This window comes from Flavobacterium sp. 2 (assembly GCF_049949195.1).
Classification (GTDB): domain Bacteria; phylum Bacteroidota; class Bacteroidia; order Flavobacteriales; family Flavobacteriaceae; genus Flavobacterium.
The window spans coordinates 76,353-102,787 of the sequence record NZ_CP188206.1 but is presented as its reverse complement, the minus strand read 5'-3'; the positions used below and the strand labels follow the sequence as shown (position 1 = coordinate 102,787).

Here is a 26,435-nt window from a genome sequence, read left to right as displayed (position 1 = left end):
GATATTTATATGAAGTTTACTTTTGTATACAAATTACTTCGTATGAAAAACTCTGATATTACTCGTAAAGATTTTTTAAGAAATTCAGTTTTAGGCGTTGCCGGACTTGCAGTTGGTTCAGGTTTTATAAATTCTGCAGCAGCTTCTACAATTTCTGAAACAGATTCAAATATAAATATTGCTTCAGGCAAAAATTTTACTTTAAAAAATGTTAGGTTAGAAACTGGTTTCGAATACGAAGAAGACGAAGTCGTTCGTACTAAAACGGACTTATTCTGCGTTGAAATCAGCGACGGAAAAATCAAAACAATTTCAGCAAATAAACCAAATGCACAAGCTATTGATGCAAAAGGCTTTTTGATGCTTCCTGCCTTCCGTGATATGCACATTCATTTGGACAAAACTTTTTATGATGACTGGCATGCCGTAAAAAAGAGAACTGGCGGTGTAAAAGGAATGATTGCGCTAGAACAGCAAATTTTGCCTGAAATGCTAAAAAACTCCACTCAAAAAGCGGAGAAATTAATTGAGTTACTCCAATCGCACGGAACTTCATTTGCACGAAGCCACGTAAATATTGAGCCAACTTCAAAATTGCAATCTTTAAAAAATCTACAAAAAGCTTTAGAAAACAAAAAGAATACTTTTGGCGCTGAATTAGTTGCTTTTCCACAACATGGCGTCTTTTATACTGATTCCGTTCCTTATTTGAAAGAAGCTGCGAAAATGGATATAGATTTCATTGGCGGACTTGATCCTTTTTCGATTGACGGAGCCATTGAAAAAACAATTGATTTTACAGTACAATTGGCATTAGACAATAATAAAGGAATTGATATTCATTTACATGAATCTGGAGAATCTGGATTAAAAACAATAGAATATCTAATTGCGAAAGTCAACGAAAATACAAACTTAAAAGGAAAGACTTTTTTAAGCCATTGCTTTGCTCTCGGAAAATTGGAAAAAGCCAAACAGGAAGAAATGGCAGAAAAATTAAGTGCTGCTCAAATTGGTATTGTTTCTACAATTCCATTCGGAAGTTTGGTAATGCCAATTCCAACTTTAATGAAAGCTGGTGTAAATGTAATGACCGGAAACGACAGCATAATTGATCATTGGAATACATTTGGAACAGGAAGTGTTTTACAAAAAGCCAATCTTGCCGCACAATTATATGGGCAAGTGACAGAATTTAACTTATCGCGAATGCTGAAACTAGCAACTTCTGGACCAATTCCTTTAGATGACAAAGGAACTCAGCAATGGCCAAAAGCAGGCGACAAAGCAGATTTGGTATTCTTAAAAGCCAGTTGTTCAGCGGAAGCTGTTTCGAGAATATCACCTCCAAAAATGCTTATTCACAACGGAAATATTGTTTATTAACTTGTTTATTTCAAATTATTAAACAAACCTACATATAGTTAATTATTTAGAATCCCGATTCATTAAGAATCGGGATTTTTTTTTGCAAAAAAGTTTTAAACAGCAATGAACAACATTTTTCTTATTTAATTGATTTACAATTATTTAAAAACAGGCAGTTCTACTCTATTGTAAGATTATACATTATATTAGCTTTACCAGATCAAATATAAACAACCACAAAACAATGGAAAAAAATCAAGATTCATGCATCCCAAACGGATGGGTTGGCGGGTTACCTCCTGCAAATTCTCCTATGAGATACCCTACCCGCGATTTATCCTCTTTGCCAATGTTGGGTAATATGGACAATATTAATTTTCTTCAGCGTCAGCTTGGGGTAAAATGGCCAGAGTTTAGCTGGGAAACTTTAAAAGGCTTTCCAGATACCAAAAGATGTTATCAGCAGTTTGCACCATACATTTCCCGAGTGGGATATACTGATGAAGGAAGAGTTTATTCTGTTATTTGTCCGCAACAAGGAATTTGGCTTAAAGATGAAATTTGCCTTAATGTCGAAGTAACTGTTACTGGACAAAGAGGCTGGGTTGATGAAAACACCAAAGAACTGGCCTTAGATATGACTGTTGAAGGCAAAATCTGGTTTACACCAAGTGAACATCAGGGTGACAAAATAAAAGAAATTTGGCCTTTACTACGATACAGTCTTCCAAAATTCCCATTAGATAAGGAAAATGCCATTCGTGTAGTCACTTATGATCCCGGAAATCCTAAACAACCTATTTTTCCGGTAAATAAAGGAATTTCACCTGAATTCAAAAATCCGGCATTTGCACTTCACGAAGCTGAATCTTATACAACAGGATATATAGCGGTAGAAATTGGTGATATTAAAAAAACTAAAGATTCAATTGTCGATGGCTTCAACGAATTAATTATGAAAGCCTTTAACCTGGCTTCTGGGAATATGCTTCAGCCTGGAAATGTATTATCTTGGAATCTTTGGTTTGTTGAACCTGCTTTGGTAAATACCGAAGAATGGAAAAATCATGCCGAATACTGGCGAAAATCAATCGACGCGCATCACGGATCTCCAACTGGCGAAGGAACTCACGCCAGATATTTTGACGGCACATTATTTAATGCCGAAGAAAGCGAAATAGACAAAATAATACAAGAGATTATTGACTATATAAAATCTCATTTATAAAACCAGAAAATGGCTAAAGAAATCATTCTTTAGCCATTTTTATTATAATTAAACTTCAAAATACAAAAATTGCTGAGACTTAAATAACTCCCATTTTCTGCATTAGGAAAGTCGCGCTTTTATTTTTGCAAATTCCGTTTCTCAATTTGTAATCAAAATGCAATTCATTGTTTTGGATTTCAACTTCAAAACATTGGTTTTTTAATATATTTGGAAATTCGTTAGTCGTCAAACAAACTTCAATATCATGCGTTGCAATTGCACCTATTGCATTTTTCGCGATTATTTTTTTAACCACTTCAATCGTTCCGTTTCGTTTGTCATCAGAATTTGTTCCTCTTAAAATTTCATCCAATAAAACAAATGCCGGGCGTTCTTCCAGCGCATCCATAATTTGTTTTAAACGCTTAATTTCTGCAAAAAAGTACGATTCGCTATCTGCCAAAGAATCTGATAATCGCATTGAAACTAAAACTGGAAGTGGATGAATATTAGCTTCTGAAGCACAAACAACTGAACCAATTCCGCCTAAAACCATATTGACACCCAAACTTCTCAAAAAAGTACTTTTTCCAGACATATTAGATCCTGTTAAAATCACATACGATTCTGGATAAAAATAAGTATCATTCCCTACTCTATTATTTGGATTTAATAACGGATGACTTAAGTTTTTAAATTCAATTTTATATTCCGAGTTAATTTCTGGAAAAACAAAATCAGGATTATTATAAGCCAAATTTGCCAAACTATTTAAAGCTTCAAATTCACCAATAATAGCAATCCAATTTTCAAGTTCATGCGAATAATCTTCTTTCCATTTTAAAAGTGCTTTCAGAACATGAAGATTGAACAAAAAAGTTCCATTAAAAACAGTTGCTGTAACAAAATTATTAATGGTGTCCATTCTTGAAAATAATTCAGACAATTGCTTTAAATGTGCACTAGCCGGAATATTTTTAGAAATCAGTTTTTGCTGTAATTCGATTAATTTCTTAGACTCAAATTTTTCCGATTCAATTTTTTCAACCAATAAACCGTATTGCTTAATTATTTTATCAACATTATCCGCCTGAGCAATTTCTGATTTGATTCGCTTTATTGACTGTCCTAAAACAATCATATTAGCAATAAAAATATACGTCAAATATGATAATAAATTTGTTTTTGAAGTAACAAAATAAGCAAGTAATACTCCAAAAAATAAAGCAGGCATTGCAAAAGACAGTAAAACTAAAGCTTTAGACAATGAATTGTTTTTAAATGAACTCCAATGAATTATAGAATCGTATGAATACTTACTGTCAGAACTGACAGTTGCCAATGCTAAAAAATCCTGGCGCCAGTCGATCTTAGTTTTAAGTTCATCAACAGCTTTTTGATTTTCTAAAATAATCTCATTTGGAAGAAGATGCAGCAATTGATTTGCCAATGTCTTTTTTCCGATAAATGTCGCAGTTCTATTTAGATTTTGAAATAAAGAATGATCGCCAAAAATATCCAGATCATATGCGTATGGATGATGAAAATCATTGAATTCTATTCCGTTTTCAAAAGGTGTTTTTTCTCTTTTTAAATACGAAATCTCATTTTCGTTGATTTTTAAAAGTGCTGATGTGAGTTGTTTTTGAAAAGATAATTTAGTGTGGATTTTCATTAAAAAAATAAAACCAACAAAAGATAGAAAAACGACTACGACATACAGCAAATCATTGGTTTTGATGTAATAAAACAACATAAACAAACAAAGAAAAACTGTTAACAGACGTAAAATACTGATGCTGTTGTATCTTTTATTGATTTTATTATAAATGTTAGAAAAGTGTGCGACTTTATTATGATATACTTCCATTTTAAAATTTTATTGAAGTACAAATATATATTTTACACTTACAAAACTGCTATTAAAATTATTTATCTTTTTATTCCTTTTCATGCATGACCAAAACTGGTACAGAAACTTCTTTGGTGATTTTTTTAGAAAAACTTGATTCAAAAATGCTTTCAAAAAAAGATCTCTTATGAGTTATAGTCGTCAGAATGTCAATGTCTTTGTATAAAATAAAATCAAGAATAGTTTCTTTGACTTCATCACTTGGTAAAACTAAAAACTCAACATTATCGTTTGCAAACTCTTGTTCCCATTCTTTAATTGTCATATCAGAAACATCAGAATTTGAAGTTTTTACATATAAACTTTTCACTTTTGCATCTGTTTTCTTTGCAATTTTTAATATTCGGCGAAGTACCGCTTTATCTTTTTCACGATATCTCGTCGTAAAACCAATAATCTTCACTTTTTTATATCTGGCATCAATGGGAACACATAATACCGGCACGTTAACTTCAGATATTACCGAATTTGTATTAGATCCTGTGAAGAATTTTGTCCAGTCAGAAGCTCCAGTAGTTCCCATTATAACAAAATCAATATCGTCTTCTTCGACAGCATTTTTTAGATTGAAAATCAAATCACCATCCATTAAGCGGTGTTTGATTACAATATCATCTAATTTTCGTTCTGAAGCAATTGCTCTGAGTTTTGGAATTTCATCTTTAAACATCTCAAATTTAGCCAATTCAATTGAACTGTAAATTGAGGCATAATTCTCAGGAAAAAACTGACTGTCATACACCGGAATCTCAAAAGTATGAAGTAAAACAAGCTCGGCGTTGACTATTTTTGCAAATTCTAATGCATGAACAAACGCATTTGTTGCTGCTTCAGAAAAATCTGTGGGAAATAATATCTTTTTCATTTTGTTTAGAATTAGTGTATTGTTTTCTCAAATTTAATCATTCTAAAAACAAAACAACCTGATAATTATCAGTATTTTAACACTTAATAATTTCTTAAAAATCAAATTTTCAGTAGTTTCAAATTGTATATTCTACAAGCAATGCAACATTTAAAATTTGGAGCATTTTTTATACCTTTGCATCATGATAAATCAAGATTCTATAGTTGCATTAGCGACTCCGTCTGGAGCTGGAGCTATTGCTATCATTCGTATTTCAGGTGCTGAAGCAATCACAATCGGAAATTCTGTTTTTAAATCGATAAAAAATAAAGATTTAACCGAACAGAAAACACATACCCTTCACTTAGGTCATATTGTTGATAATGAAAAAACGCTTGATGAAGTCTTGGTTTCGATTTTTAAAGGACCAAATTCTTATACGGGCGAAAATACTATTGAGATTTCTTGCCACGGATCAACTTATATTCAACAGCAGATTATCCAGTTATTATTGCGAAAAGGATGTAGAATGGCCGATGCTGGTGAATTTACATTACGTGCTTTTTTAAACGGAAAACTTGATTTATCTCAGGCAGAAGCGGTTGCCGATTTGATTTCATCTGACAACGAAGCTTCACATCAAATTGCTATGCAGCAAATGCGAGGTGGATTTAGTAACGAAATTGCAAAACTCCGTGAAGAACTTTTGAATTTTGCTTCTTTAATTGAACTAGAATTAGATTTTGCGGAAGAAGATGTTGAATTTGCCGACAGAACTCAATTTCACGAATTATTAAACCGAATTGAATTTGTTTTAAAACGTTTAATTGATTCATTTGCTGTTGGAAACGTAATAAAAAACGGAATTCCGGTAGCAATTGTTGGCGAACCAAATGTTGGAAAATCAACTTTGTTGAATGCTTTGTTGAATGAAGAACGCGCCATCGTTTCGGACATTGCCGGGACAACTCGTGACACAATTGAAGATGAATTGGTTATTGGTGGTATTGGTTTCCGATTTATTGATACTGCTGGAATTCGCGAAACGAAAGATGTTGTAGAAAGCATTGGAATCAAAAAAACTTTCGAAAAAATAGATCAGGCACAAGTTGTGATGTATTTGTTTGATGGATTGAAATTCAAAACTTCAAGCTCTGAATTTGTTTCGGAGATTGAACAAATCAAAAATAAATATCCATTAAAACCACTTTTGATTGTCGTTAATAAAAAAGACATTTTATCTGAAGATGAAGTTTCAAATATTACCTCTAAACTTGAAAATCTGAATGCAAAACTTTTATTGATTTCTGCCAAAGAGAAAATTGGTGTTGATGAATTGAAGAATGAACTACTTTCATTTGTCAATACTGGTGCTTTAAGAAATAACGAAACTATTGTTACAAATACAAGACATTATGATTCTTTACTTAAAGCTTTGGATGAAATACAAAAAGTGAAGTTTGGTCTTGAAACAAATCTTTCAAGTGACTTAATGGCACTGGATATTCGTGAAGCTTTATATCAATTCGGGCTTATTACAGGTCAGGTCAGCAATGACGAGCTCTTAGGGAATATTTTCGCTAACTTTTGCATCGGGAAATAAGAAAACATAAAACAATTAAAAGTCGGGAGACTTTTGAGAAGATTATAATTTCTAAGAAACAAAAAACTGCGCAAAGTCAGAGACATTTGCGCAGCTTTTCATTAGAACTCTTTGGGGAGAGGAGTTCTATGTCATTGCAATCATTTAACTAACTTACTAAATCTATCTCTTTTTGTTCTACCCGAGTTAAAAATCGATTTACTTCTGTAAAGCAAAAGCATTTTAAGGTTTATAAAAGATAAAAAACGAAAGAGACGACCAGCAGATCATCTCTTTTTCTATTCAATAATTTAAATTTAACATTCTTTTTCAATTAGTCATGTCGTTCCATTATAAAAACTCCTAATTTGCAACATTACCAAAATATCGAAAAATAAAAAGACATTTTGTTAACAATATCAAATTTATTTATTTAAGTCATCAGGAGCTATTAAATTTTCTTTAATATTTACTACTTCGAGTCCAGATAATTTATAAATCAAAAAATCGAGACTTCCTTTGTTTTTTACAATTGAATCTCCAATTTCAACTTTTTTATAACAATTGTCCCAAATATCAATTATTGCCCCAGATTTTAAAACTAATTTACAAATTGAATGATCTGTAGAATCTATAAATTTTTTAACAACAAAACCTCTGTATTCTTCATTCAATTCGTCTTCATAATTTACTTTCTCAACTGATTTCTGAAATAAAGAAAAAAGAATTAAAAAAATAGCAGAAATTAAGATACAGATATTTAAAATGACTTTTTTACCCATAGTTCATAAATAATTTTATTCGCTTAATAATGTATTAAAATTTAAATATCCATGTCTTTGATTCAGAGAATAACACTCCCATACCCCCTCTTAACATAGGCAGTAAGTGGCTTCTAGAACCAGCATCCGTAGTATATCCGTTTTTACCCGTTCCAAAATTATTAGGGTTGAGTTTTGCTTTACCTGCCTTACTCATGGTTCCCCCTCTCTCGTATCCCCATGAGCCGTAAGATACACTGTAACTAATTGCCTTCCCATAAAAATCATCAACTGAAAAATCTCTTTTACTTGTTGGGGTTATTTTTGTCACAGTCATACCAACATCTTCGCCCCAACCAACATTGCCTTTGAATGTAAAATATAACGCTCTTCCTCCATTATCATCTGTAACTATTCCAATTTCGTAACCAATTCCACCTCCCATAGAAGCAGTTGCTCCCCAGCCAATTGCTTGTCCTCCTTTTCCTCTTACTTTCGTGGATTGCTCTACCTTATTATTCAAATAATTACCCGCAATGGAAGTAAAATTAGATCCTTTATAACTATACGGTTTTCCTGGACTTTTAATGCTTTTTCTAAATAATGAAGAAATATTATCGCCAAAAGATTCAAAATTTTGGCCTAAAAAATGTAGACCACTATCTATGCTCTTCATATTAACATTCTTTCTCCACCATTCCTTCATTCCAGTATCTCGCCAGAACTCATTCCCATCAGTAATTATCCCTGTACCTCCTCCTCCGTTAACCCCTGGCACTCCTGGCATTCCTCCGCATCCTTCACAAATATCCCCACTTGGATCTGTATATTTCAACGGATTGTTCATCACATATCCGTACTGATTATAACTTTGAGTATCTTCAGGATTTTGTATATAATTGTCTATCTGCAAAAACCTATGAAGTATGGGGTCATAAAGCCTCGCATTCATATTAATCAATCCCATGCTTTGCAAATGCTCATGCCCTGTGTAGCCCCTATCTAACACAGTCAATCCAGACAATAAATTGCCATTGCCGTCCTGTACTTTCAAAATACTTCCCCAAGCATCAAATAGTCTCTTTTCAACTATATTGGCATTTGCATCAGTAATGGCCATTATACTGCCTTGATAATCACGGTGTAAATATAGATAATTCTGAACATTTCCATTGCTTTTTGAAACTATTTGTGCATCATAACCATCGCCACCAATGTAGGTCAAAAATTCTAAGTCACCAGTTGTAATATTTTGTTTTATTTCCATTGTCCCGTCAGCCGAATAATATTTACGAGAGGGGCGAAGCAACTTATCATCCTGTGGTCCTCCATAAAACATTGCACTGCGGTGATTATTGTCATTGTAAGTAAAACTAATGTTATCAATGTAATTACCGTCACGTCCTTTTTCTTTAATCGAAAATGGGCTTTTGAAGGCATTATAACTAATATCTAAATTCAGTTTTGGCGCAGAGTTCGCACCCGTACCTCTGTTTTGATAATAAGCTAAAGCATTTGAACTTAATGTAATGGCAGTATTCTGATAAGTTTTTGTTCCATCATATTCATAGGTACCTATGCTATTTTGAGTAATTTTTCCTTTTTCATCATAAGCTTGTGTTTCTTGCTGGCCTTGAGCGTTATTGTAAGTCAATAACTGATCTAGTCCATTATAACCCGGAGTTTCATTCCAGTTGAACAAGTTATTGGTTCTATTCTTCAAATTCCCTCTTTTGGCTTCAAAAGCAGTCGTCAATGTCATCACATTACCCGGATTAGCTCCTGTTCTGTCAAATTTAGACTGAGTGGCATATCCATATGGGTCGAATGATTGGTTTATTGCAATACCATTTCCTAAACTTGCACTTGTAAGTTGTCCTCTCTCGTCTGCTGAATTGGTCTGCCAAAGTACCTGCTGTGTGACATCGTCAACCATCTGCCACGGAAAACCGTTCTGGTATTTACTTTTAATAGTTCTTGTACTTGTCTTACTCGATGCAATTTCAGTTGCAGTTGATGTCTCTTTGTCAAGTCTTCCGAGCGAATCAAAAGCAAGTTCTTTTACAAAAACCGCGTAAGGAGTAGTTTCAGTCGTTTTAGACAATCTTTTAAGATTGTCATATTCATAACTATTTGTAATTATTTTGGATTCTAAATTATCAGCAAAAGTATTGCTTGTCATTTGGTTCAGTCCGTTATAGGCATAAGTAGTCTTGCTATTTGTATTGTTATTGGTTCCAACAATAGATTTTTCAGTTAGCCTCCCTGCTGAGTCATATGTTAAAGATGTCGTTCCATTAGGAGTTGTTTCTGTTTTCAGCTGTCCATATGCATCATAAGTATAAGAATAAGTCCCTGCGTTTGAGTTGAACATGGTAATTTTATTCCCCCAGCCGTCTATACCCATTTGCACTTTGTGGCCTTGGTAATCTGATTCTTGTAATTGACCATCTGCAAAATAAGTAAATTTGATCGTTCCTCCTGGATCTTCTATTTGAATTTTATTTCCTAATGCATCCATAGTAGTCTTTGTGGTTTTTCCGTCATCATCAATGGTGGTCGTCAAACCGGAATAAGTAATATTTTGGATTTTCTGTGTTGAAGCCGTAATTGTTTTTGGCCTCATTAAATAATCATATTCATAGCTGGTCCATAAGCTTGGTGTCGAAAAATAAGGCTCGCTTTCTTTTTCTATTCGTCCTAAGGCATCATAAACTATCTGTTTTGAAATCGTGGAATTTGCCGCAAATCCTTTTGTAGCGCTTTTTACAATTCTTCCCAAAACATCATATTCGGTAATTGTTTTTGTTTCTAGATTGTCTGTAGTTGTTAAAGTATATCCTCCTGTCGAAAGCTTTGTATAGACATTAGTGGCAACAATCGGCACGATTGAAGAATTGGTTACGGTTGTAGTTAACAATTTCCCCCAGTTATCATAAGTGAAATCATTTACTATATCCATATAATCTGTTGACTTTGTCACTTGACCACGTGAATTATACTCAAAATTTGTAGCAAAATTTTGATGATCAGTTTTCTTAACAATAAAACGCTTTGTAGCATCATACTCGTCTTTTATGGTTCGCGATGGAGGAATAGTTGGGGCTCCAGGAGCGCTTACTGTTTTCGTCAATAAGTTCCCCACTGCATCATACGACATTTCTTCTACAATAGCATAGGTATTATGTCCTTTCTTTTCCGTTTTAACCAAATTTGACCCACTATAGGTATACACATCCTCCGATGTACGCGTATCACCAGTATAGATGTTCGTAGATTTGTTTATTTTTTTAGGTCTTCCCACATAATAATTCTTTCCTGTTCCTGAAGCATTGTTCTCGTACTGTGTATCAACAATTGTCGTACCCTGCAATGTCGTTCCGCTGAATATTTTGGTTTCGCTTTTGGTTTCCAATCCAAAGTAATTTGTACTCTGGACTGTTCCATCATAGGTAAATAATGTTTCTTTTTTAGTATCTGCCAAATGGTCGATCACGGTCTGTTTGGTAAGCAGAATATTAAAGACGCTGCTGTTGGCAGGTGCTGCAGTTCCGGCTGGTATCAAAGGATATGCTCTGAAACTGCTTCCGCTTGTTCCTTTGGCGCTGAATCCATCTTTCAAAACAACCTGCCCTGACTGGTAATTTACATTCAGATTGTCATTTACGGCAGATTTTGCCGTAATTAAATTATTTGCCACATAGTTTTGACTAGCAGTAACTGGAGTGTCAATATTGATTTCGCTCTGATATGTATTCCATGGCTGGTCCCCTCCCACTGTATTAACCAAAAATACATTAGTTGTAGTACTCAGAAGATCTGTAGGTACAGCATCAAAGACCGTCCCCCCATTAGTACTAGTCCATTGTATAGTATTTATTCCTCTCAAATTTGGATCATTGAATTGTGTATTCCATATTTTTATGTCTGAAGAAGGCAAATACCAATTACTTCTTGTTGTACGGGTAAAACCAACAGCACCATAATTAAAATTGAAAACATAACCTCTGTATCTAAAATCTTGATATTTAGAAACACCATTCACCGTTTTTGTTAATTTAGAAACAAAATAACTTTTGTAATCGCGAATAATATCAACATTGGGATATGTCATCGCATTTTCTGAGGAATAAAAATCAGTTGCAGCGTTTCCTGTATTGCCATCATCAGCCTGCATTGATTTGTATTCAATATTGTGTTTAATATTCCCATTAGCCTCAGATACTTCTATAAGTCTGTTCTCTGTGCCTACATTTTTGTTGAACTGATAATACTCAATCTTGTTGTAATGTCCTCTGACTAATACAAGATCCGTATTTGCTCCTTTATATCTGTAATTTGATACAATCGGAATAGGAAGATCTGGTGAACCAGAATCAAACAAACCGGAATCATAAGTTTTATTAAATCCCTGACTAGCTGGATTTCCAATATTATTAGCAAAACCTGTTACTTGCCATTGTGTGTTATGATTATTGAAATCTAAAAGACCAGGACTATAATATTTCCTCCAAACACGTACAATATCTGATTTTCCATCACCATTAATATCCAAAGCAAAATAGTCACTATAATGAATTTGTGTTGTATATGGATTTGCTTCTTTACTGGTATCTGGACGATATTCAACTATATTATAACCAACTCTTTTGAAAAATGCTCCCGCCAAAGGATTAACATTGCTAAAATAAGTCTGCCACAAGATCTCGCCTTCTCCTCCTTCAGAATCCGGAAGCATAATATCGACTTTGCCGTCACCGTTAAAATCCCCAAAAAGAATTTGTTTTGTTGGAGAGTATGCATCCAAAGTTCCTGTCCCAATAATTTCTACAGCATGCCAAGGAGCATTCACTAACTGTTTAATCCCAAGAATACGATATGCTTTGGTGATTTTATTAATAATCAGAATGTCGGTCTTCCCGTCTCCATTAAAATCTGCAGTATATCTACTTTCTGATTCTTTACAATAATTAAAGTCTGTTAGTTGCACGAAATCTTTCGTATTTAAACTGGTAGAAGCATTTGGAGACAAATTTATAAAATAAGCATTTTCTGCGCAATTTCCAATTGAGGACTCCTTTAGTATACAATTACAATTTAAAGCTTCTCCATGAGGTCCAGTACAAGGACCATCCATGCCATAATGGTCAATTTGATGATACTGTAATACGATAACATCGGAAATACCATCACCATTAAAATCACCTTCGATATATTGGTTGTTAAGATTAACAGCATCTGGGTATTCATTAGAAGCAGTGGCCGCCACGCCTCGACTCTGCTCTTCTCCTCCGCCGCCACCTGTACTGCATTGTATCTCGTTATAAACGACATTCGGTATGGAAACTGTTTTTGCATAGACCTGATTTACAGCACCTCCTGCTAAATTAAAATATTTAAAAGTCAATGAATTAATATCAGCCTCTGCATTGATAATAGTATTAAACTGATTTAATTTATTGTTAGTCAAAGTTGTTGCGGCAAAAGATTGATCAGATGAAGTATAAACTGGCATTGTAATAGGTACACTCCCAGAAGCCCCATTAAATAAATTAGTATACAGCTTATTTTTAACAGCAAAATCTATTCGGCCATCTCCATCAAAATCACCCGATATATCAATTTTATTAAAATCAAGATTATTAGTGTACGTTTTTTCTTTTCTTTCCGGATCTGTAGGGCTAGACGCATATTTAAATACTACTGGATTTGACTCCTCGTTTTGTGCATTTATCTCCCTTATAGTTTCTAATCTTTCATAACCAAGTTGATTATCTGCAATTTGGGTCAGTTTATACGTTCGGTAAACTATACTATTGCTGTAAACAACAATGCTTTCTAAAATATGTTCCGAATTAACTGCATTTCCTTTTATATACTCGCGTTCATAACGTTTTGCACTATTATATTTAAATTCAATTTTATTTTGATTTGGTATTCCTGCCACAGAATTACCACTAAATAAAATATATCTGATATGTATTTCTCCTGTCGAATCATATTCATAATTAATAAAATTACCATTTGTATCTTCATAACGTACAATGTACCATGCAGTCTCCGATACCGAATTCTGCAAATTCCCAGGACCCACAGACCCATACCAACTTCGTGATCCGTCTGGAGCTGTAACAACAAAATAAGTGGCCGTTCCTTCTATTTTCAGCTCAATTTTGGTATTGCTTTTATATTCTGTTTCATATGTAGAACCGCTGGCCCAGTATATTCCTGTTTTAATAAGCAGGCGCTGGCCGTCTAATGCCAACTTATCATTGTCGTCAAAATCTACTCCATCAACAAAGCCATCGATATCCATACGCGTTGCAATTCTAGATATAGTCGAAATGCTGTTGATGTTCCATCCCTGTCCGGCAATTCCACCTCTTACACCACTATTGTAAGTAAGATTGATAATTGGTGCAACATTCTTTATACTGGGTGGTGTGGCAATAGGCAATGTGTAAGTTGCAGTACCTGAAGCCGAAATCTGCAGTTCTCCTTTTGTGTCGGTAAAATTCTGAGAAAAAGAAAGATGACTTATTAAAGTCAATATAAAAATGTATAACTTCTTCATGCAAACTTATTGTTTAATAATTTTAATAGATTTTTGATCTCCGCTATTATAGTTGAGCATTACCAGATAAACTCCAGATGGCAATTCCTGAAAAGGAATATTCTGGCTTTCATTATAGTTGGTCAACTGATAAGTTCTCAGCTGCTGTCCCGATACAGAAAAAATCTGAATCGAGCTTACATAATTATCATTGGTAAGCTGCCATTTTAAGTAGAGTTCCTCTTTTACAGGATTTGGATAATACGAAATGACATCCTCTTGTGAAAATTTCAGCATATCCTCATCTGTAAGGGCCTCGATTTCCTTTACTGCCTTGGTAGGCTTTGAAGTGCATCCGCTTAAACATAGAGTGCGAGTCAATTGATTTCCGGCCGAATCATACCCAAAAGTTATTTTTTGTTGTGCGCTTGATAAAAAACAAATTCCAAACAATAGAAGAGTAATTATTTTTTTCATTAAATTTTTGATTTAATATTTTTTATTTCTTGTTTTAATTCTTCAATAGTTTTATTCTGTTCAATCATATATAAGGTAAGCTCTTCGATTTTCTGAAGAAGTTTGGAATTCATTTCTCCTAGATTAATTCCATTTTTCAAAACTTCTTCTTCGCTTGGAATGTTTTCTAAATGACCTTTTTCTGTAATATGCTTTTCAACTTCTTGAAGTGTCGGTAAATCATAATCCTTTTTGAATACAAAATCTGACCAGCCGTTCATGTCTATTTTTACTTCTTTAGAATGAATGGTTCCGTTTACGTCTAGCTTGTTTGCTGGGTTTATTGTCCCAATACCCACATTACCCTCAATATTAATAACCATTCGATCAGCATTGTTGTAACCTGAACCGTTCCAGTATGTTGTTTGAAAACGAATATCTCCGTAGTAATCACTACCTGCCGGGTTATAATTTACAGAATAAATGCCAGGGCCTCCACGGCCAAAACTAATTCCCCCACGATAGGTAACTTTGCCTCCAACTGTAGGAGGTGTACCTGTTGGCTTTTCGCTAATGACAAGTGTGGGTTCTTTGCCATTTGGTAAAACATTATTAACAGTTGTGCCTGAATATGATTCAAAATCGCCATAAACTGCAGAGTTTCCCAAAACCACAAGTTTTGCATTTGGATTTGTTATACCAATACCAACATTTCCATTATTTAAAACATTCAAAAAGTCAGTTGAATTATATCGCAAACTGAACATGTAATTATTTGCTGCAGGATATCTAATAAGAGTCCATTGTCCAATTCCTGTTCCAGAAATACCATTAACAGCACCTAAAACAATACTAGAATAATCACTCGTGAGAGATGGAAGCAATCTTAAATTTTCATCATAATTTGAATTTGAAGATTGAATTTTTACTGTCCCTAAAACATCTAATTTAGTAGATGGAGTACTAGTTCCAATTCCTATGTTATTACTTCCCGATGCTCCTTGAATAGTACCTGAAGGAGTGTAAATTTGTGCGTTAACTGATACAGTTAAAATTAGTGAAACAATAAAAATCAACTTATTTTTCATAATTTGTAGTTTTAATTATATGAGATTCAATTTTAGAAAGACGTTCAAATATTTCTTCAAAATTTTTGTTTTTCTTTTTCAATGCTTCGATTTCTTCAGATTGTGAAGAATATTTCTTCTCTTGCTGTATTATATATAAAGTCAATTCCTCAATTTTCTGCAAAAGTTTGGAATTCATTTCTCCCAGATTAATTCCATTTTTCAAAACTTCTTCTTCACTTGGAATATTCTCTAAATGACCTTTTTCAGCTATATGTTTTTCAACTTCATCTAGTGTTGGTAAAGCGTAATCTTTTTTGAATACAAAATCGGACCAGTCGTTCATATCAACTTTTACTTCTTTGGAATGGATTGTACCGTTGACATCTAGTTTATTATTAGGGTTAGTTATGCCTATCCCAACTTTTCCGTTAACAATTTGCACAACACTATTACTTGTAGCATCTCCAAACCTTATACCACCATAAAAATGTATATCTAAGCCTGCAGACCCCGTAACAGGAAAATAACCAATGTAATAGTTATTAGGATCACCAAACCCAACAATTTTGTTTGTGTAATTAAAAAAATCTAAATTCCCATTTATTGTCTGATTTCCATTAAATAAATTGGCTCCTCTTGTAGCCAATTCTGTCCAAGAAGGGTTTAGAGATGATAAACTATTGACACCAATTTTTCTAAAAAACAATCTGTCGTTTGCACTATAAGAGGATCCTATCTGCAGTTGATAATTATTTGTTTGATTACTATGTCTTATGACAAACAAATGATTCCAATCGCTAGTTACATCGGGAACTTTACCTACAACCTTGTCTCCAGTATAAACACCAGATTTTAGTGGAGTGGTAAAATCATTAATAATTGGAGAAAAACCATCTAAAATCTGTTGAGCGAAACTATTTTTTAGAATCAAAAGAGCCGCAATAATTACTATTTTTTTCATTATTTTATCTTAAATTTTAATTCCTTAATAGTGTTTTCTAATTCTGTTTGCTTGCTTTTCATTTCCATATTCTCTTTTTTTATTTTAATCATGTACAATGTCAATTCCTCAATCTTCTGTAAAAGCTTAGTATTCATTTCTCCGAGATTAATTCCATTTTTCAAAACTTCTTCCTCTGATGGAATATTTTCTAAATGACCTTTTTCTGCAATATGTTTTTCAACTTCCTCTAGTGTTGGTAAATCATAATCTTTTTTGAAAACAAAATCTGACCAGCCGTTCATATCAACTTTTACTTCTTTGGAATGAATTGTTCCGTTGACGTCTAGTTTATTTGTTGGATTATTTATCCCAATTCCAATATTGCCACTATCCATTATAGTAAAACGACTTGCACATAAACCTCCGCTGACACAACCTATGTTATCATAAGCATAAAATTGCAAACTATTCCCATATACTCCTGTCATATTATAAATAGTCCATGTATTGGCAGTCCCATTTAAAGTTTTAGAAGGATTTTTAATTTGTATTTGCCCTCCTTCATTACTACTTTTAGAGCTAATTATTGCTCCTTGAAATAAACCATTACCATTCACTTCTAATTTCTGTGATGGACTTGTTGTTCCAATCCCAACGCTCCCACCATCAGCAACAAAAAATGATGTATTATTATCATTATCTCTAAAATAATAACCATCTCCATCAACAGGAGTTCTAAATTTCATTCCATCAGAGTCAACTACAATCCAACCTTTACCTCCATCTTCCCTGAGTAATTCAAGTCCTGAATTCCATCCTTCTGCATAAGTTGAGTAAATACTTAATTTAGATTCAGGAGCGGAAGTTCCTACTCCCATTTTACCTTTATTGATTGTAAAATATGTATTAGCTCCATCACCCCATGATTGAATATTATCATATGGATCTCTTTCCCACCAAGTTTTTGTATTGTTTTGTGGTGTTGAGTAAGTTCCATCAATAGAAATTCCGTCATGAAATCTTGTTGTCCACCAATTGGAATCCGAAGCATTATCTCTATAAAGCCATAATCTATTTAACATCTTATTAGCTATTCCACAACTCCCTCCAATTTCATTGATCAATTGTGATGATCCTATTGGCTGTCCTAGTTGAGTCCCTTCGTAACTTTTAATAGTACCTAAAACATCTAATTTCGATGTTGGAGTATTTGTACCAATGCCAACACTATTATTGCCAGATGTTCCTTGAATAATTCCAGTAGGTGTATAGATTTGGGCATTCGCATTTAAAGCAAAATATAATGTTGTAATAATGGCTAATCTAAGTTTCATATAAATCTTTATTTTAATTTCTCTTCAATTTTTGAAAGTCTTTCAAACACAACTTTGAAACTTTCATTTTGATTTTTTAATTCCATATTCTCTTTTTTTAATTCAATCATATAAAGTGTCAATTCCTCAATCTTCTGTAAAAGCTTAGTATTCATTTCTCCGAGATTAATTCCATTTTTCAAAACTTCTTCCTCTGATGGAATATTTTCTAAATGACCTTTTTCTGCAATATGTTTTTCAACTTCCTCTAGTGTTGGTAAATCATAATCTTTTTTGAAAACAAAATCTGACCAGCCGTTCATATCAACTTTTACTTCTTTGGAATGGATTGTGCCGTTGACGTCAAGTTTGTTTGTTGGGTTGGATAAGCCAATTCCAACATTCCCATTAGCTATTATTCTAAGTCTTTCCAAAAGTGATGCGGATTCTCTGGTGTAAAATGCTAAAATACCATTTGAAGAGTCGGTATTGTTTGATGGAAATGCTCCAATTGCCCCCATCGATCGTCTGATGTTGCCTTCTATTTTACCAAGATTAATTCTAGTTTCACATTTGTCATTTACGTTACCAAATGATTTTGCATTAAAAAAACCAGCAGCATCAAAATTTAAATTTTCATTTCCAATTACTTCAAGTTTCATAGAAGGATTTGCTATTCCAATACCGACATTCCCATTAAATAATGTATTCAATGAACCTCTTGAAATTTGCATTGCTGGATAATCTATATCAATATGTCTTGTCCCAATTGCTAATATATCATTTAAGCCATACTTGAAAAATGCCCCATAGCTATTACTACCTCCTTCACGAATTCTTAATTCATTGTCTGTGGCCCAGTCAACATTATCAATATTTATATTTCCTACTACATTGAGTTTAACATCAGGGGTTGTTGTACCTATACCAACATTACCTGTTGGAGGAAATGTATTTTGCGAAAAAGCCTGTTGAATAATAAAAAAGGAAAGCAGAAAAGTAATTTTATTCATATTTAATTTGTTTATCTGATTTTGCATGCTATTTTGACAGTAATAAACAGTTGTTAATGCTTCGTTAAAATTCGGACGCAAATAAACAAAAGGATTTTATTTTATCTTTACGGTTTTCCTCATTTTATAATATTTAGTAGTATTTGCCAAAAGAAATTCAAATATTAACAGCAATAAAATCAATAACTTAACAATTTAAATTGTTTTTTAATATATGATTGATGATCTCCTTTTTCAAGAAAACAATTGTTGGAGATCTTACGAAAGAATTAAGATAACTTTGAACAGAATAATTATCTATTATACAGATTGATACTTGAAAGGAAGGTAATTGTTGAATTAAATAATAAAGATAGTCTACAAATTATCGTGGAAGGAATACATTAAAATATATAAACTGTTGTTTATATATTTTAATGTATCTTATATTTTATACATTTGTTTCAACCACTGGATTAATGTGTTCTTAGAGAAAATTATAACAAATTAATAAAAGTTATTTTCAATGGAAATAATAGATAAAAATTTGTTTGTTTTTATTTCGTGATATTTTGTTCAGATTTGCATTTTTCTTGTACCTCGAAATCTGTAAACCCCCATAAAACACTGGACTGCTAATTTCTGCATCGGCAAATAGAGCAACAAAACATCACAAAACAAGAATAAAAAAACGAGTTAAGATATTGATAAGCAATATTTTAACTCGTTTTTTAATTGCTTTTACTTTTGGATATTGGGCGATGTTTTGATTAAATTTGTACCTTGTTTGTACCTCGAAAAACTGAGATGCAAAAAATATTATTTCGTGGCCAAATGATGGCACATAGAGACACTGGAGTTCATGCCTAAACGTGGACACAAAAACACAATGTTTGATGACAATGATAATTAAAATGTTTTATTTTTAATACAAATAATTTCACCTGAAGTTAATTTAACTCCCAGAAATGAATTTTTCATTTTTTAAGCGCACTAAATACATTTGAGATACTACTTGAAAAGTACACCTAGAGCCGTTAATCAAAAGAATTTTATAAAGTAGCCCTAAAAATTTAGTACTTAAAGTTTTATTGCAAATTCGTGGTGCATGAAGCTTTTACAAACAAGAAATCCAGCAAAATTAGAAATACCCTGTTTGACTTTTTACATGTTTAATCTGCAGATAATCAATACGTAATCATAATCAACATACACGAATCTCCACTCTAGAATTTAAAATCAGCCTAACGTTGAAAGATATTGGCAAAAAACAAGATTGTTAATAATTAATTATGTTAAAAAAAAGTGAAGTCCTTTCTTACATTGTATTATTTTTATTTAGATTTGAACCATGTTAACATTTAACTATTATACCAACGATTGCCAATTAAAATCGTTAAAATTTAAGCCATCAACAATCAAAACCTCACAAAAAAATTATGAATTTCATAAAATCAAATCACTATTCTTCAGCAAACCTTTATAAAAAAGTGCTATTTCAATTTCTATTATAGAATCTACAATCTTCTAACTCCATAACCAAAAACAAATCACGAAACAAGTGCATTTTATTTCTATTTCTTAAAAAATAGACTAGAATTATTATGCCTCTTTTTTAAAAAACCATAACCAATTAATGAGACAAACAATTCTATTATTATGTTGCTTTCTATTTTTATCAAATATTTTACAGGCACAAACATCAGGCACAGTTAAAGGATATGTAACCGATACCATAAACCATTCTACTTTAACGAAAGCATCAGTCTCTTTGTTAAGAGCAAAAGATTCCATTTTAGTAAAATTTACCCGAGCCAAAGAAAATGGCTATTTTGAGTTGAATAATATTAAAGCCGGTAAGTTTATTTTACTGGTTTCTTATCCTAAATATGCTGATTTTGTAGATCAATTTTCTATTGATTCCACAAAGCTAATCAAGGATTATGGTAAAATTAATTTGGAAGATAGAGGAAAAATACTATCCGAAATAATCATCAAAGGCAACAGAGCCGCCATGAAAATCAAAGGAGATACGTTAGAATTTGATCCAAGAGCATTTAAAATAGAACCTAATGCAAAAGTGGAAGATCTGATAAAACAATTCCCCGGAATACAAATTGATAAGGATGGAAAAATTACCGCTCAAGGCGAAACTGTGACCAAAGTTTTAGTTGATGGGGAAGAATTTTTTGGTGATGATCCCACTTTAGTTACAAAAAATCTACGTGCAGATATGGTTGATAAAGTACAATTGTACGACAAAAAAAGTGATCAAGCCGCTTTTACAGGAATTGATGATGGTCAGAAAACCAAAACCCTGAATGTTAAACTTAAAGAAGACAAAAAAAATGGTTATTTCGGGAAAGTAGAACTCGGAGGAGGAACTGATAATTTTTACAAAGGTCAAGCCATGTTTAATAAGTTTTGGGATAAGAAAAAATTAGCCGCTTATGGTATTTTAGGCAACACAGGACAAGTAGGATTAGGATGGGGAGATAAAGATAAATATGGTCAAAATAGTTATCAAGTAAGTGATGACGGCGGTATTTACTTTACAAACACCGGAAATGACGAATTTGACAGTTGGGATGGACAATTTAATGGTGAAGGAATTCCAGTAGCTCAAACTGGCGGAATACATTTTGACAATAAATGGAACAACGATAAAGAATCTATCAATGTAAATTATAAAATTGGCGATATCAAACTTTCAGGAAATCGCAATGATATTAACCAGCAAAATTTAAGTAATAGCAGTATTTATAATACTTCAGACAAGAATTTTGAGAAAAACATGACTAAAAATAAACTTGATCTAGCGTATGAAATTAAAATTGATACTACTTTAACTTTAAAATTAAATGTAGATGGATTATTTAAAAAGAGTAATTCAAGTGAAGCAGAAATGCGAAAAGGTACTGACGAACAAGGTAACCAATTGAATAATTTGAAACAGACAACTACAAACGATGTTGATGATAAAACATTTAATTTCAACACTTTATTAACCAAAAGATTAAAGAAAAAAGGCCGAACATTATCTCTTAATTTAAGTCAATCAAGTACAGATAGCAAAAGTGATGGTTATTTAAATTCCAGAGCTGAATTTTTTACACCAGCCGTAATTAGTCCAGATAGCACTAAAGTAGTCGATCAAAACAAAGTCAATAATATTAAGAATACAGCTTTTAAATCAAATTTAATCTATACCGAACCGTTATCCAAAAGTCTATCTCTAATTCTTAATTATGGATTCAACATCAGTAACGGAAAATCTGATCGTAAATCTTTTAATCAATCTCCAAATGGCGATTATAATGTTCTGGATTCCATCTTTAGTAATAATTATCAATTAGACCAAACGATAAACCAACTTGGAGCGATTTTTAATTACAAAAAAAACAAAACTGTTTTTACTATTGGTTCTAAATTTAGTGGTGTAAACTTTAAGCAATATGATGTTTATAGAGATAGTTCTTTTGATCGAAAATTTGTCAACTATATGCCTCAAATAAGCTATCAATATAATTTTAAACAAAGGGAATCACTACGTTTGTCGTATAACGGAAACAACGATCAGCCAACATTAGAACAAATACAACCGATACCAAATAATCAAAACCCATTAAATACGATTTTGGGTAATCCAAATTTAGATCCTTCTTTTAAAAACAGTTTTAGAGGAAATTATTATTCGTATAAAGTACTTAGCAATCAATATTTTTCGATTAACGGATCGTATAATTTTACGCTGAATCCAATAATAAGTAATGTGATTACAAATGACAGAGGACAAAGTATTTCTCAATTTGTAAACCTAAAAGACAAAGCTTCAACAAGTTATTATTTGAATGGTAATTTTGGCAGAACAATCAAAGCCATCGACTTGAACGCAGGAATTGGTTTAAGCGCCAACAAAAATGTAAACTATAATTACATCAATACAAAACTGAATCAGACTAAAAATTCAACTTATTCCTTTCATTTAGACTTATCAAAAAATAAAGAAAAAAAATATAATTTGAATGCTAGCTTCGGACCTACTTACAATGTTGCTGATGCAAGCATCAACGAAAATAGCGATAGTAATGGTTGGGGCTTTAATGGAAATTTTTGGACCAGCGTACAATTGCCTTTCAAATTAGAAATTAGCTCAGATGGTAATTATCAATACAATGGAAAAACGCAAGTGATTAAGGAAAGTTTTGAACGTTTTATTTGGAATGCATCTATCACCAAAAAGTTCTTAAAATCAGATAATTTAAGAGTTTCTATAACGGGACGAGATCTTTTGAACCAAAATGTAGGATTTAATCGAACTGCATTCAATGGAAATATCAGCCAAAGCACTTATACAACTATCCAAAGATACTTTATGTTCTCTGTAAGCTGGGATTTCAGCAAAATGGGCGGAGGAGAAATTAAACAAAACTAAAACCATGAAAACACTAATAAATCACATCTTAATTTTAATAATTGTATTGACAAGCTGCAATACTTTTGCACAAAATGACCACTTTGTACAAAATGGCGTAATCGAATTTGAGAAAAAATCAAATACGTATGCTTTGATTACAAAAAAAATAAAAGGAGAAACAGAGAGTTATTATAAACTAGCTTTTGAAAGTTATAAAAAAAACAATCCACAATTTAAAACTACAAAAAGTACACTCACCTTTTCAAAAAACAAAAGTTTATACAAATGGGCTGAAACCAATGAATCACCAAGCAACAACAGTTGGATTGCAGATGATGCTATGGCTAATTTAAAAAATATTATCGCCACAGATTTAGATACCCAAACCAGCATAACCCAAAAAAACGTTTACGATGATTTATACTTAGTTAAAGATAGTTTACGAAAAATTGACTGGAAAATTACCGATGAAACAAGAGAAATTGCAGGTTATGAATGTCGCAGAGCAAATGCTATAGTTCTTGATTCTGTTTATGTTGTTGCCTATTACACAATTCAAATTCCATTTGCTGGTGGCCCTGAATCTTTTACAGGCTTACCCGGAACAATTTTAGGATTGGCCATGCCACATGAAAATATGACATGGTTTGCTACAAAAGTTACAGAAATCCCAGTTTCTGACAAAGATTTAGCTCCACCAATTAAAGGCAAACCTGCTGACAATAAAGGACTAAACAAAATACTTTTGGATGCTTTGAAAGACTGGGGAAAATGGGCAAGAAAGACATTACAAGCCTACTCCTTGTAACAAGCTATTAAAGCTTATCTGTATCAGGAAAATAGAGTAACAAAATAATTGAAAACAAAAAAACGAGTTAAAGCTTTTATAAACAATGCTTCAACTCGTTTTTTTAATTGCTTATAATTTTGAATATTAGGCGGTGTTTTGATTAAATTGAAAATACCGAATGAATCTTAATGGCTGTAAAAATATCTTTCTATTAAACTTGTAACCTTTGCATTTGATTTTTCGATTGCAAGTTCAATTGCTTCTGGGCCATATGCTTCGCCATCAACTGTAATTTCCTGAATATCTGTTATTCCAATAATGTTGAAAACCATCTTCAGATAAGGAGTTTGAAAATTCATATGCTCATTGTACTCCCCTTTTTCGTATCCTTGAGCTCCTCTAGAGGTTAATAAGAATACGGTTTTATTTTTTAACAAACCAATGTAAGGATTTGAGAGATCTTCGGTATTAAGTTTCCATGTTTCGTTTACTCTTAAAACCTGATCAATATAAGCTTTGAGAGAGCTGGTAATTGTCCAATTATACATTGGAGCTGCAAGAACAATTACATCAGCCTCTTTTAACTCAATAATAAGTTCCTTACTTAATTTTAATGCTTCAATTTCAGCTTCTGTTCTATCGTTCTCTGGTCTAAATGCTGCAGCAATCCAAGTTTCACTGACATGTGGAACATTAGTCGATGCTAAATCTCTATAGGTTATTGACGTATAAGGTGCTTGCTTTTTCCAGATTTCAACAAACGTATTCGCAAGTTTTCTGCTGCGTGATCTTCCATCACGAGGACTTGAGTTAATTACTAATATTTTTTTCATGTGTTTAATTTTCTGCAAAGCTAACCGGTGGCGTACATCAAAAAGTTAATGTAGTTCAAGAAATCAGTCAACACATTTTATTGTTTGTTTTTATTGTCTTCCAATAAATTTTATAAAATACAGACAAGCCAGAAAGTGAACTTGGGATAAAATCGTGACAAAAGAAACTGGAATGAATGCACACGATCATATTCGTTATTTTTTGATTGAAGAAGCTAAGAATATACTTTAAAATACTAATAATTCAGTTGGAGAAATTGCCTACCCGCTAGGGTTTGAATATCTTCAGAATTTGACTGACAGCAATAAAAAGTTAATTCGTATTTTTAGGGTTAAAACAAAGTCAACATGAAACAACTAAAAATATTTATTGTATTGTTTGTAACCGCTCTTGCCTGTTCTTGTTCAACTGTTTTAAATAGCCCAAAAATTGAATATCTGACTAGCAATTACTGCCAGCCTACAATTGATTATGATTATTCTAAACTAGAAGTTTCTCAAAATAAATTACCCAAACAAGACAGTATATTAAATGCTAATCTATCCCAACATGATATCCTAATCAGCAATGCTATTGGTATTGAAACTTATTTGACAGAATATCTCCAAATAAAAAAAGATACTTTAAAAAAACTGGTTTTAAAACAAAAAATTACTGACCGCTTAATTCTTACCGGTATCGAAATAAATGCGCTCGCTTCAGAATTAGACTGTAATGGCGAGCGCATCAATAAATTAGCCGATTATGTTAACAGTATCAATAACAAAAAAACCAAAAATCTTACTGTAGCTTCAGTTACAATAGGCGCATTGACAACTGTAGCAACTGTTTTAATAAAAAACAATAATTCCAGTAATATTGTAGGTGTAAGTGGCGGATTATTAAGCGCAGGATTAGGAGCAATGACTATTTCTCCTAAAGGAAAAAAAATCAACTTAAAACTGCAGAGAAATCTGCTAAGAAATATTTGGTTCAATGACAATTCTAACGGTGCATATCCTAGATCTATTTGGGCGATACTAAACGAAAAACAATTTAGTAATTCTGGAAAAAATGATTTGCAGGAAAGTATTAAAAACAGATGGCTGCAATACAATTTTGATGGAAAAATAGATGCTGAAACCGAAAAACTTTTCTTTTATGATGGCGGAATTTACAACGCTGACGATTTATATTCCAGAGCTAATATGCTAAATGAACTGCAGGCCACTATTCGCTCTTTAGAACAGGATTTAAAAAGTTTATCTGTAAAACTAAATCTGATTTAAATCGGCTCATAAAATTGTATCGCCCTCAAACTAATTGGCTTTAAACTAAAAATTCAATTAATTAAATTGTTGGAATTGTGCCACCATCGATTACATATTCTGCTCCTGTGAAATAGCCT

The 26,435-nt window shown here is 32.6% G+C and carries 16 protein-coding genes; 6 read left to right on the top strand and 10 right to left on the bottom strand.

Annotated features, from left to right (window positions below; translation table 11 throughout):
• Positions 1 to 42 precede the first annotated feature (42 nt).
• Positions 43 to 1,386 carry an amidohydrolase gene (locus ACNFIH_RS00270; protein WP_426484984.1) on the top strand — a complete coding sequence of 448 codons (1,344 nt, stop codon included), beginning with the start codon at positions 43 to 45 and terminating at the stop codon, positions 1,384 to 1,386.
• A 226-nt stretch (positions 1,387 to 1,612) separates the two neighbouring features.
• Complete coding sequence (locus tag ACNFIH_RS00265) at positions 1,613 to 2,596, top strand: hypothetical protein (protein WP_426484983.1); 984 nt, start codon at positions 1,613 to 1,615, stop codon at positions 2,594 to 2,596.
• Between the two features lie 79 nt (positions 2,597 to 2,675).
• Here ACNFIH_RS00265 and ACNFIH_RS00260 read toward each other — a convergent pair whose 3' ends face one another.
• Together ACNFIH_RS00260 and ACNFIH_RS00255 are read right to left on the bottom strand one after the other, a co-directional pair.
• Positions 2,676 to 4,448: a MutS-related protein gene (locus ACNFIH_RS00260; protein WP_426484982.1), complete on the bottom strand. Its 1,773-nt coding sequence runs from the start codon at positions 4,446 to 4,448 to the stop codon at positions 2,676 to 2,678.
• Positions 4,449 to 4,518: 70 nt separating this feature from the next.
• On the bottom strand, positions 4,519 to 5,355 hold the full coding sequence (locus ACNFIH_RS00255) for a universal stress protein (protein WP_035652391.1): 837 nt from the start codon (positions 5,353 to 5,355) through the stop codon (positions 4,519 to 4,521).
• 184 nt (positions 5,356 to 5,539) lie between these two features.
• On the opposite strand from ACNFIH_RS00255, the gene mnmE reads away from it, so the two are divergent.
• On the top strand, positions 5,540 to 6,940 hold the full coding sequence (gene mnmE / locus ACNFIH_RS00250) for a tRNA uridine-5-carboxymethylaminomethyl(34) synthesis GTPase MnmE (RefSeq protein ID WP_426484981.1): 1,401 nt from the start codon (positions 5,540 to 5,542) through the stop codon (positions 6,938 to 6,940).
• Between the two features lie 404 nt (positions 6,941 to 7,344).
• Here the strand turns inward: mnmE and ACNFIH_RS00245 are convergent, their stop codons facing one another.
• The 7 genes from ACNFIH_RS00245 to ACNFIH_RS00215 are packed head-to-tail and all read right to left on the bottom strand — an operon-like array spanning position 7,345 to position 19,028.
• Positions 7,345 to 7,701: a hypothetical protein gene (locus ACNFIH_RS00245; protein ID WP_426484980.1), complete on the bottom strand. Its 357-nt coding sequence runs from the start codon at positions 7,699 to 7,701 to the stop codon at positions 7,345 to 7,347.
• Positions 7,702 to 7,735: 34 nt separating this feature from the next.
• Entirely contained in the window at positions 7,736 to 14,254 is a 6,519-nt protein-coding gene (locus ACNFIH_RS00240; RefSeq protein ID WP_426484979.1) for an RHS repeat-associated core domain-containing protein, read from the bottom strand.
• A 6-nt stretch (positions 14,255 to 14,260) separates the two neighbouring features.
• Positions 14,261 to 14,710, bottom strand: a complete 450-nt coding sequence (locus ACNFIH_RS00235) for a T9SS type A sorting domain-containing protein (RefSeq protein WP_426484978.1) — start codon at positions 14,708 to 14,710, stop codon at positions 14,261 to 14,263.
• A complete protein-coding gene (locus tag ACNFIH_RS00230; protein WP_426484977.1) occupies positions 14,710 to 15,777 on the bottom strand; it encodes a hypothetical protein in 1,068 nt (355 codons plus the stop codon). Before ACNFIH_RS00230 ends, ACNFIH_RS00235 begins: the two co-directional genes overlap by 1 nt.
• The gene (locus ACNFIH_RS00225) at positions 15,767 to 16,720 is read right to left on the bottom strand and encodes a hypothetical protein (protein ID WP_426484976.1); all 954 of its coding nucleotides are present in this window, start codon (positions 16,718 to 16,720) and stop codon (positions 15,767 to 15,769) included. The genes ACNFIH_RS00230 and ACNFIH_RS00225 overlap by 11 nt, the downstream gene beginning before the upstream one ends.
• Positions 16,720 to 18,036, bottom strand: a complete 1,317-nt coding sequence (locus tag ACNFIH_RS00220) for a hypothetical protein (protein ID WP_426484975.1) — start codon at positions 18,034 to 18,036, stop codon at positions 16,720 to 16,722. The genes ACNFIH_RS00225 and ACNFIH_RS00220 overlap by 1 nt, the downstream gene beginning before the upstream one ends.
• A gap of 8 nt (positions 18,037 to 18,044) precedes the next feature.
• Positions 18,045 to 19,028: a hypothetical protein gene (locus tag ACNFIH_RS00215; protein WP_426484974.1), complete on the bottom strand. Its 984-nt coding sequence runs from the start codon at positions 19,026 to 19,028 to the stop codon at positions 18,045 to 18,047.
• A gap of 1,615 nt (positions 19,029 to 20,643) precedes the next feature.
• Here ACNFIH_RS00215 and ACNFIH_RS00210 point away from each other — a divergent pair.
• Both ACNFIH_RS00210 and ACNFIH_RS00205 read left to right on the top strand, forming a co-directional pair.
• Complete coding sequence (locus tag ACNFIH_RS00210; RefSeq protein WP_426484973.1) at positions 20,644 to 23,442, top strand: outer membrane beta-barrel family protein; 2,799 nt, start codon at positions 20,644 to 20,646, stop codon at positions 23,440 to 23,442.
• Positions 23,443 to 23,446: 4 nt separating this feature from the next.
• Complete coding sequence (locus ACNFIH_RS00205; protein WP_426484972.1) at positions 23,447 to 24,232, top strand: GLPGLI family protein; 786 nt, start codon at positions 23,447 to 23,449, stop codon at positions 24,230 to 24,232.
• Positions 24,233 to 24,399: 167 nt separating this feature from the next.
• Here the strand turns inward: ACNFIH_RS00205 and ACNFIH_RS00200 are convergent, their stop codons facing one another.
• Positions 24,400 to 25,047, bottom strand: a complete 648-nt coding sequence (locus tag ACNFIH_RS00200) for an FMN-dependent NADH-azoreductase (protein WP_426484971.1) — start codon at positions 25,045 to 25,047, stop codon at positions 24,400 to 24,402.
• A 348-nt stretch (positions 25,048 to 25,395) separates the two neighbouring features.
• Between ACNFIH_RS00200 and ACNFIH_RS00195 the strand changes: the two genes are divergently transcribed.
• Positions 25,396 to 26,316 carry a hypothetical protein gene (locus ACNFIH_RS00195; RefSeq protein WP_426484970.1) on the top strand — a complete coding sequence of 307 codons (921 nt, stop codon included), beginning with the start codon at positions 25,396 to 25,398 and terminating at the stop codon, positions 26,314 to 26,316.
• The last annotated feature ends 119 nt before the right edge of the window (positions 26,317 to 26,435 follow it).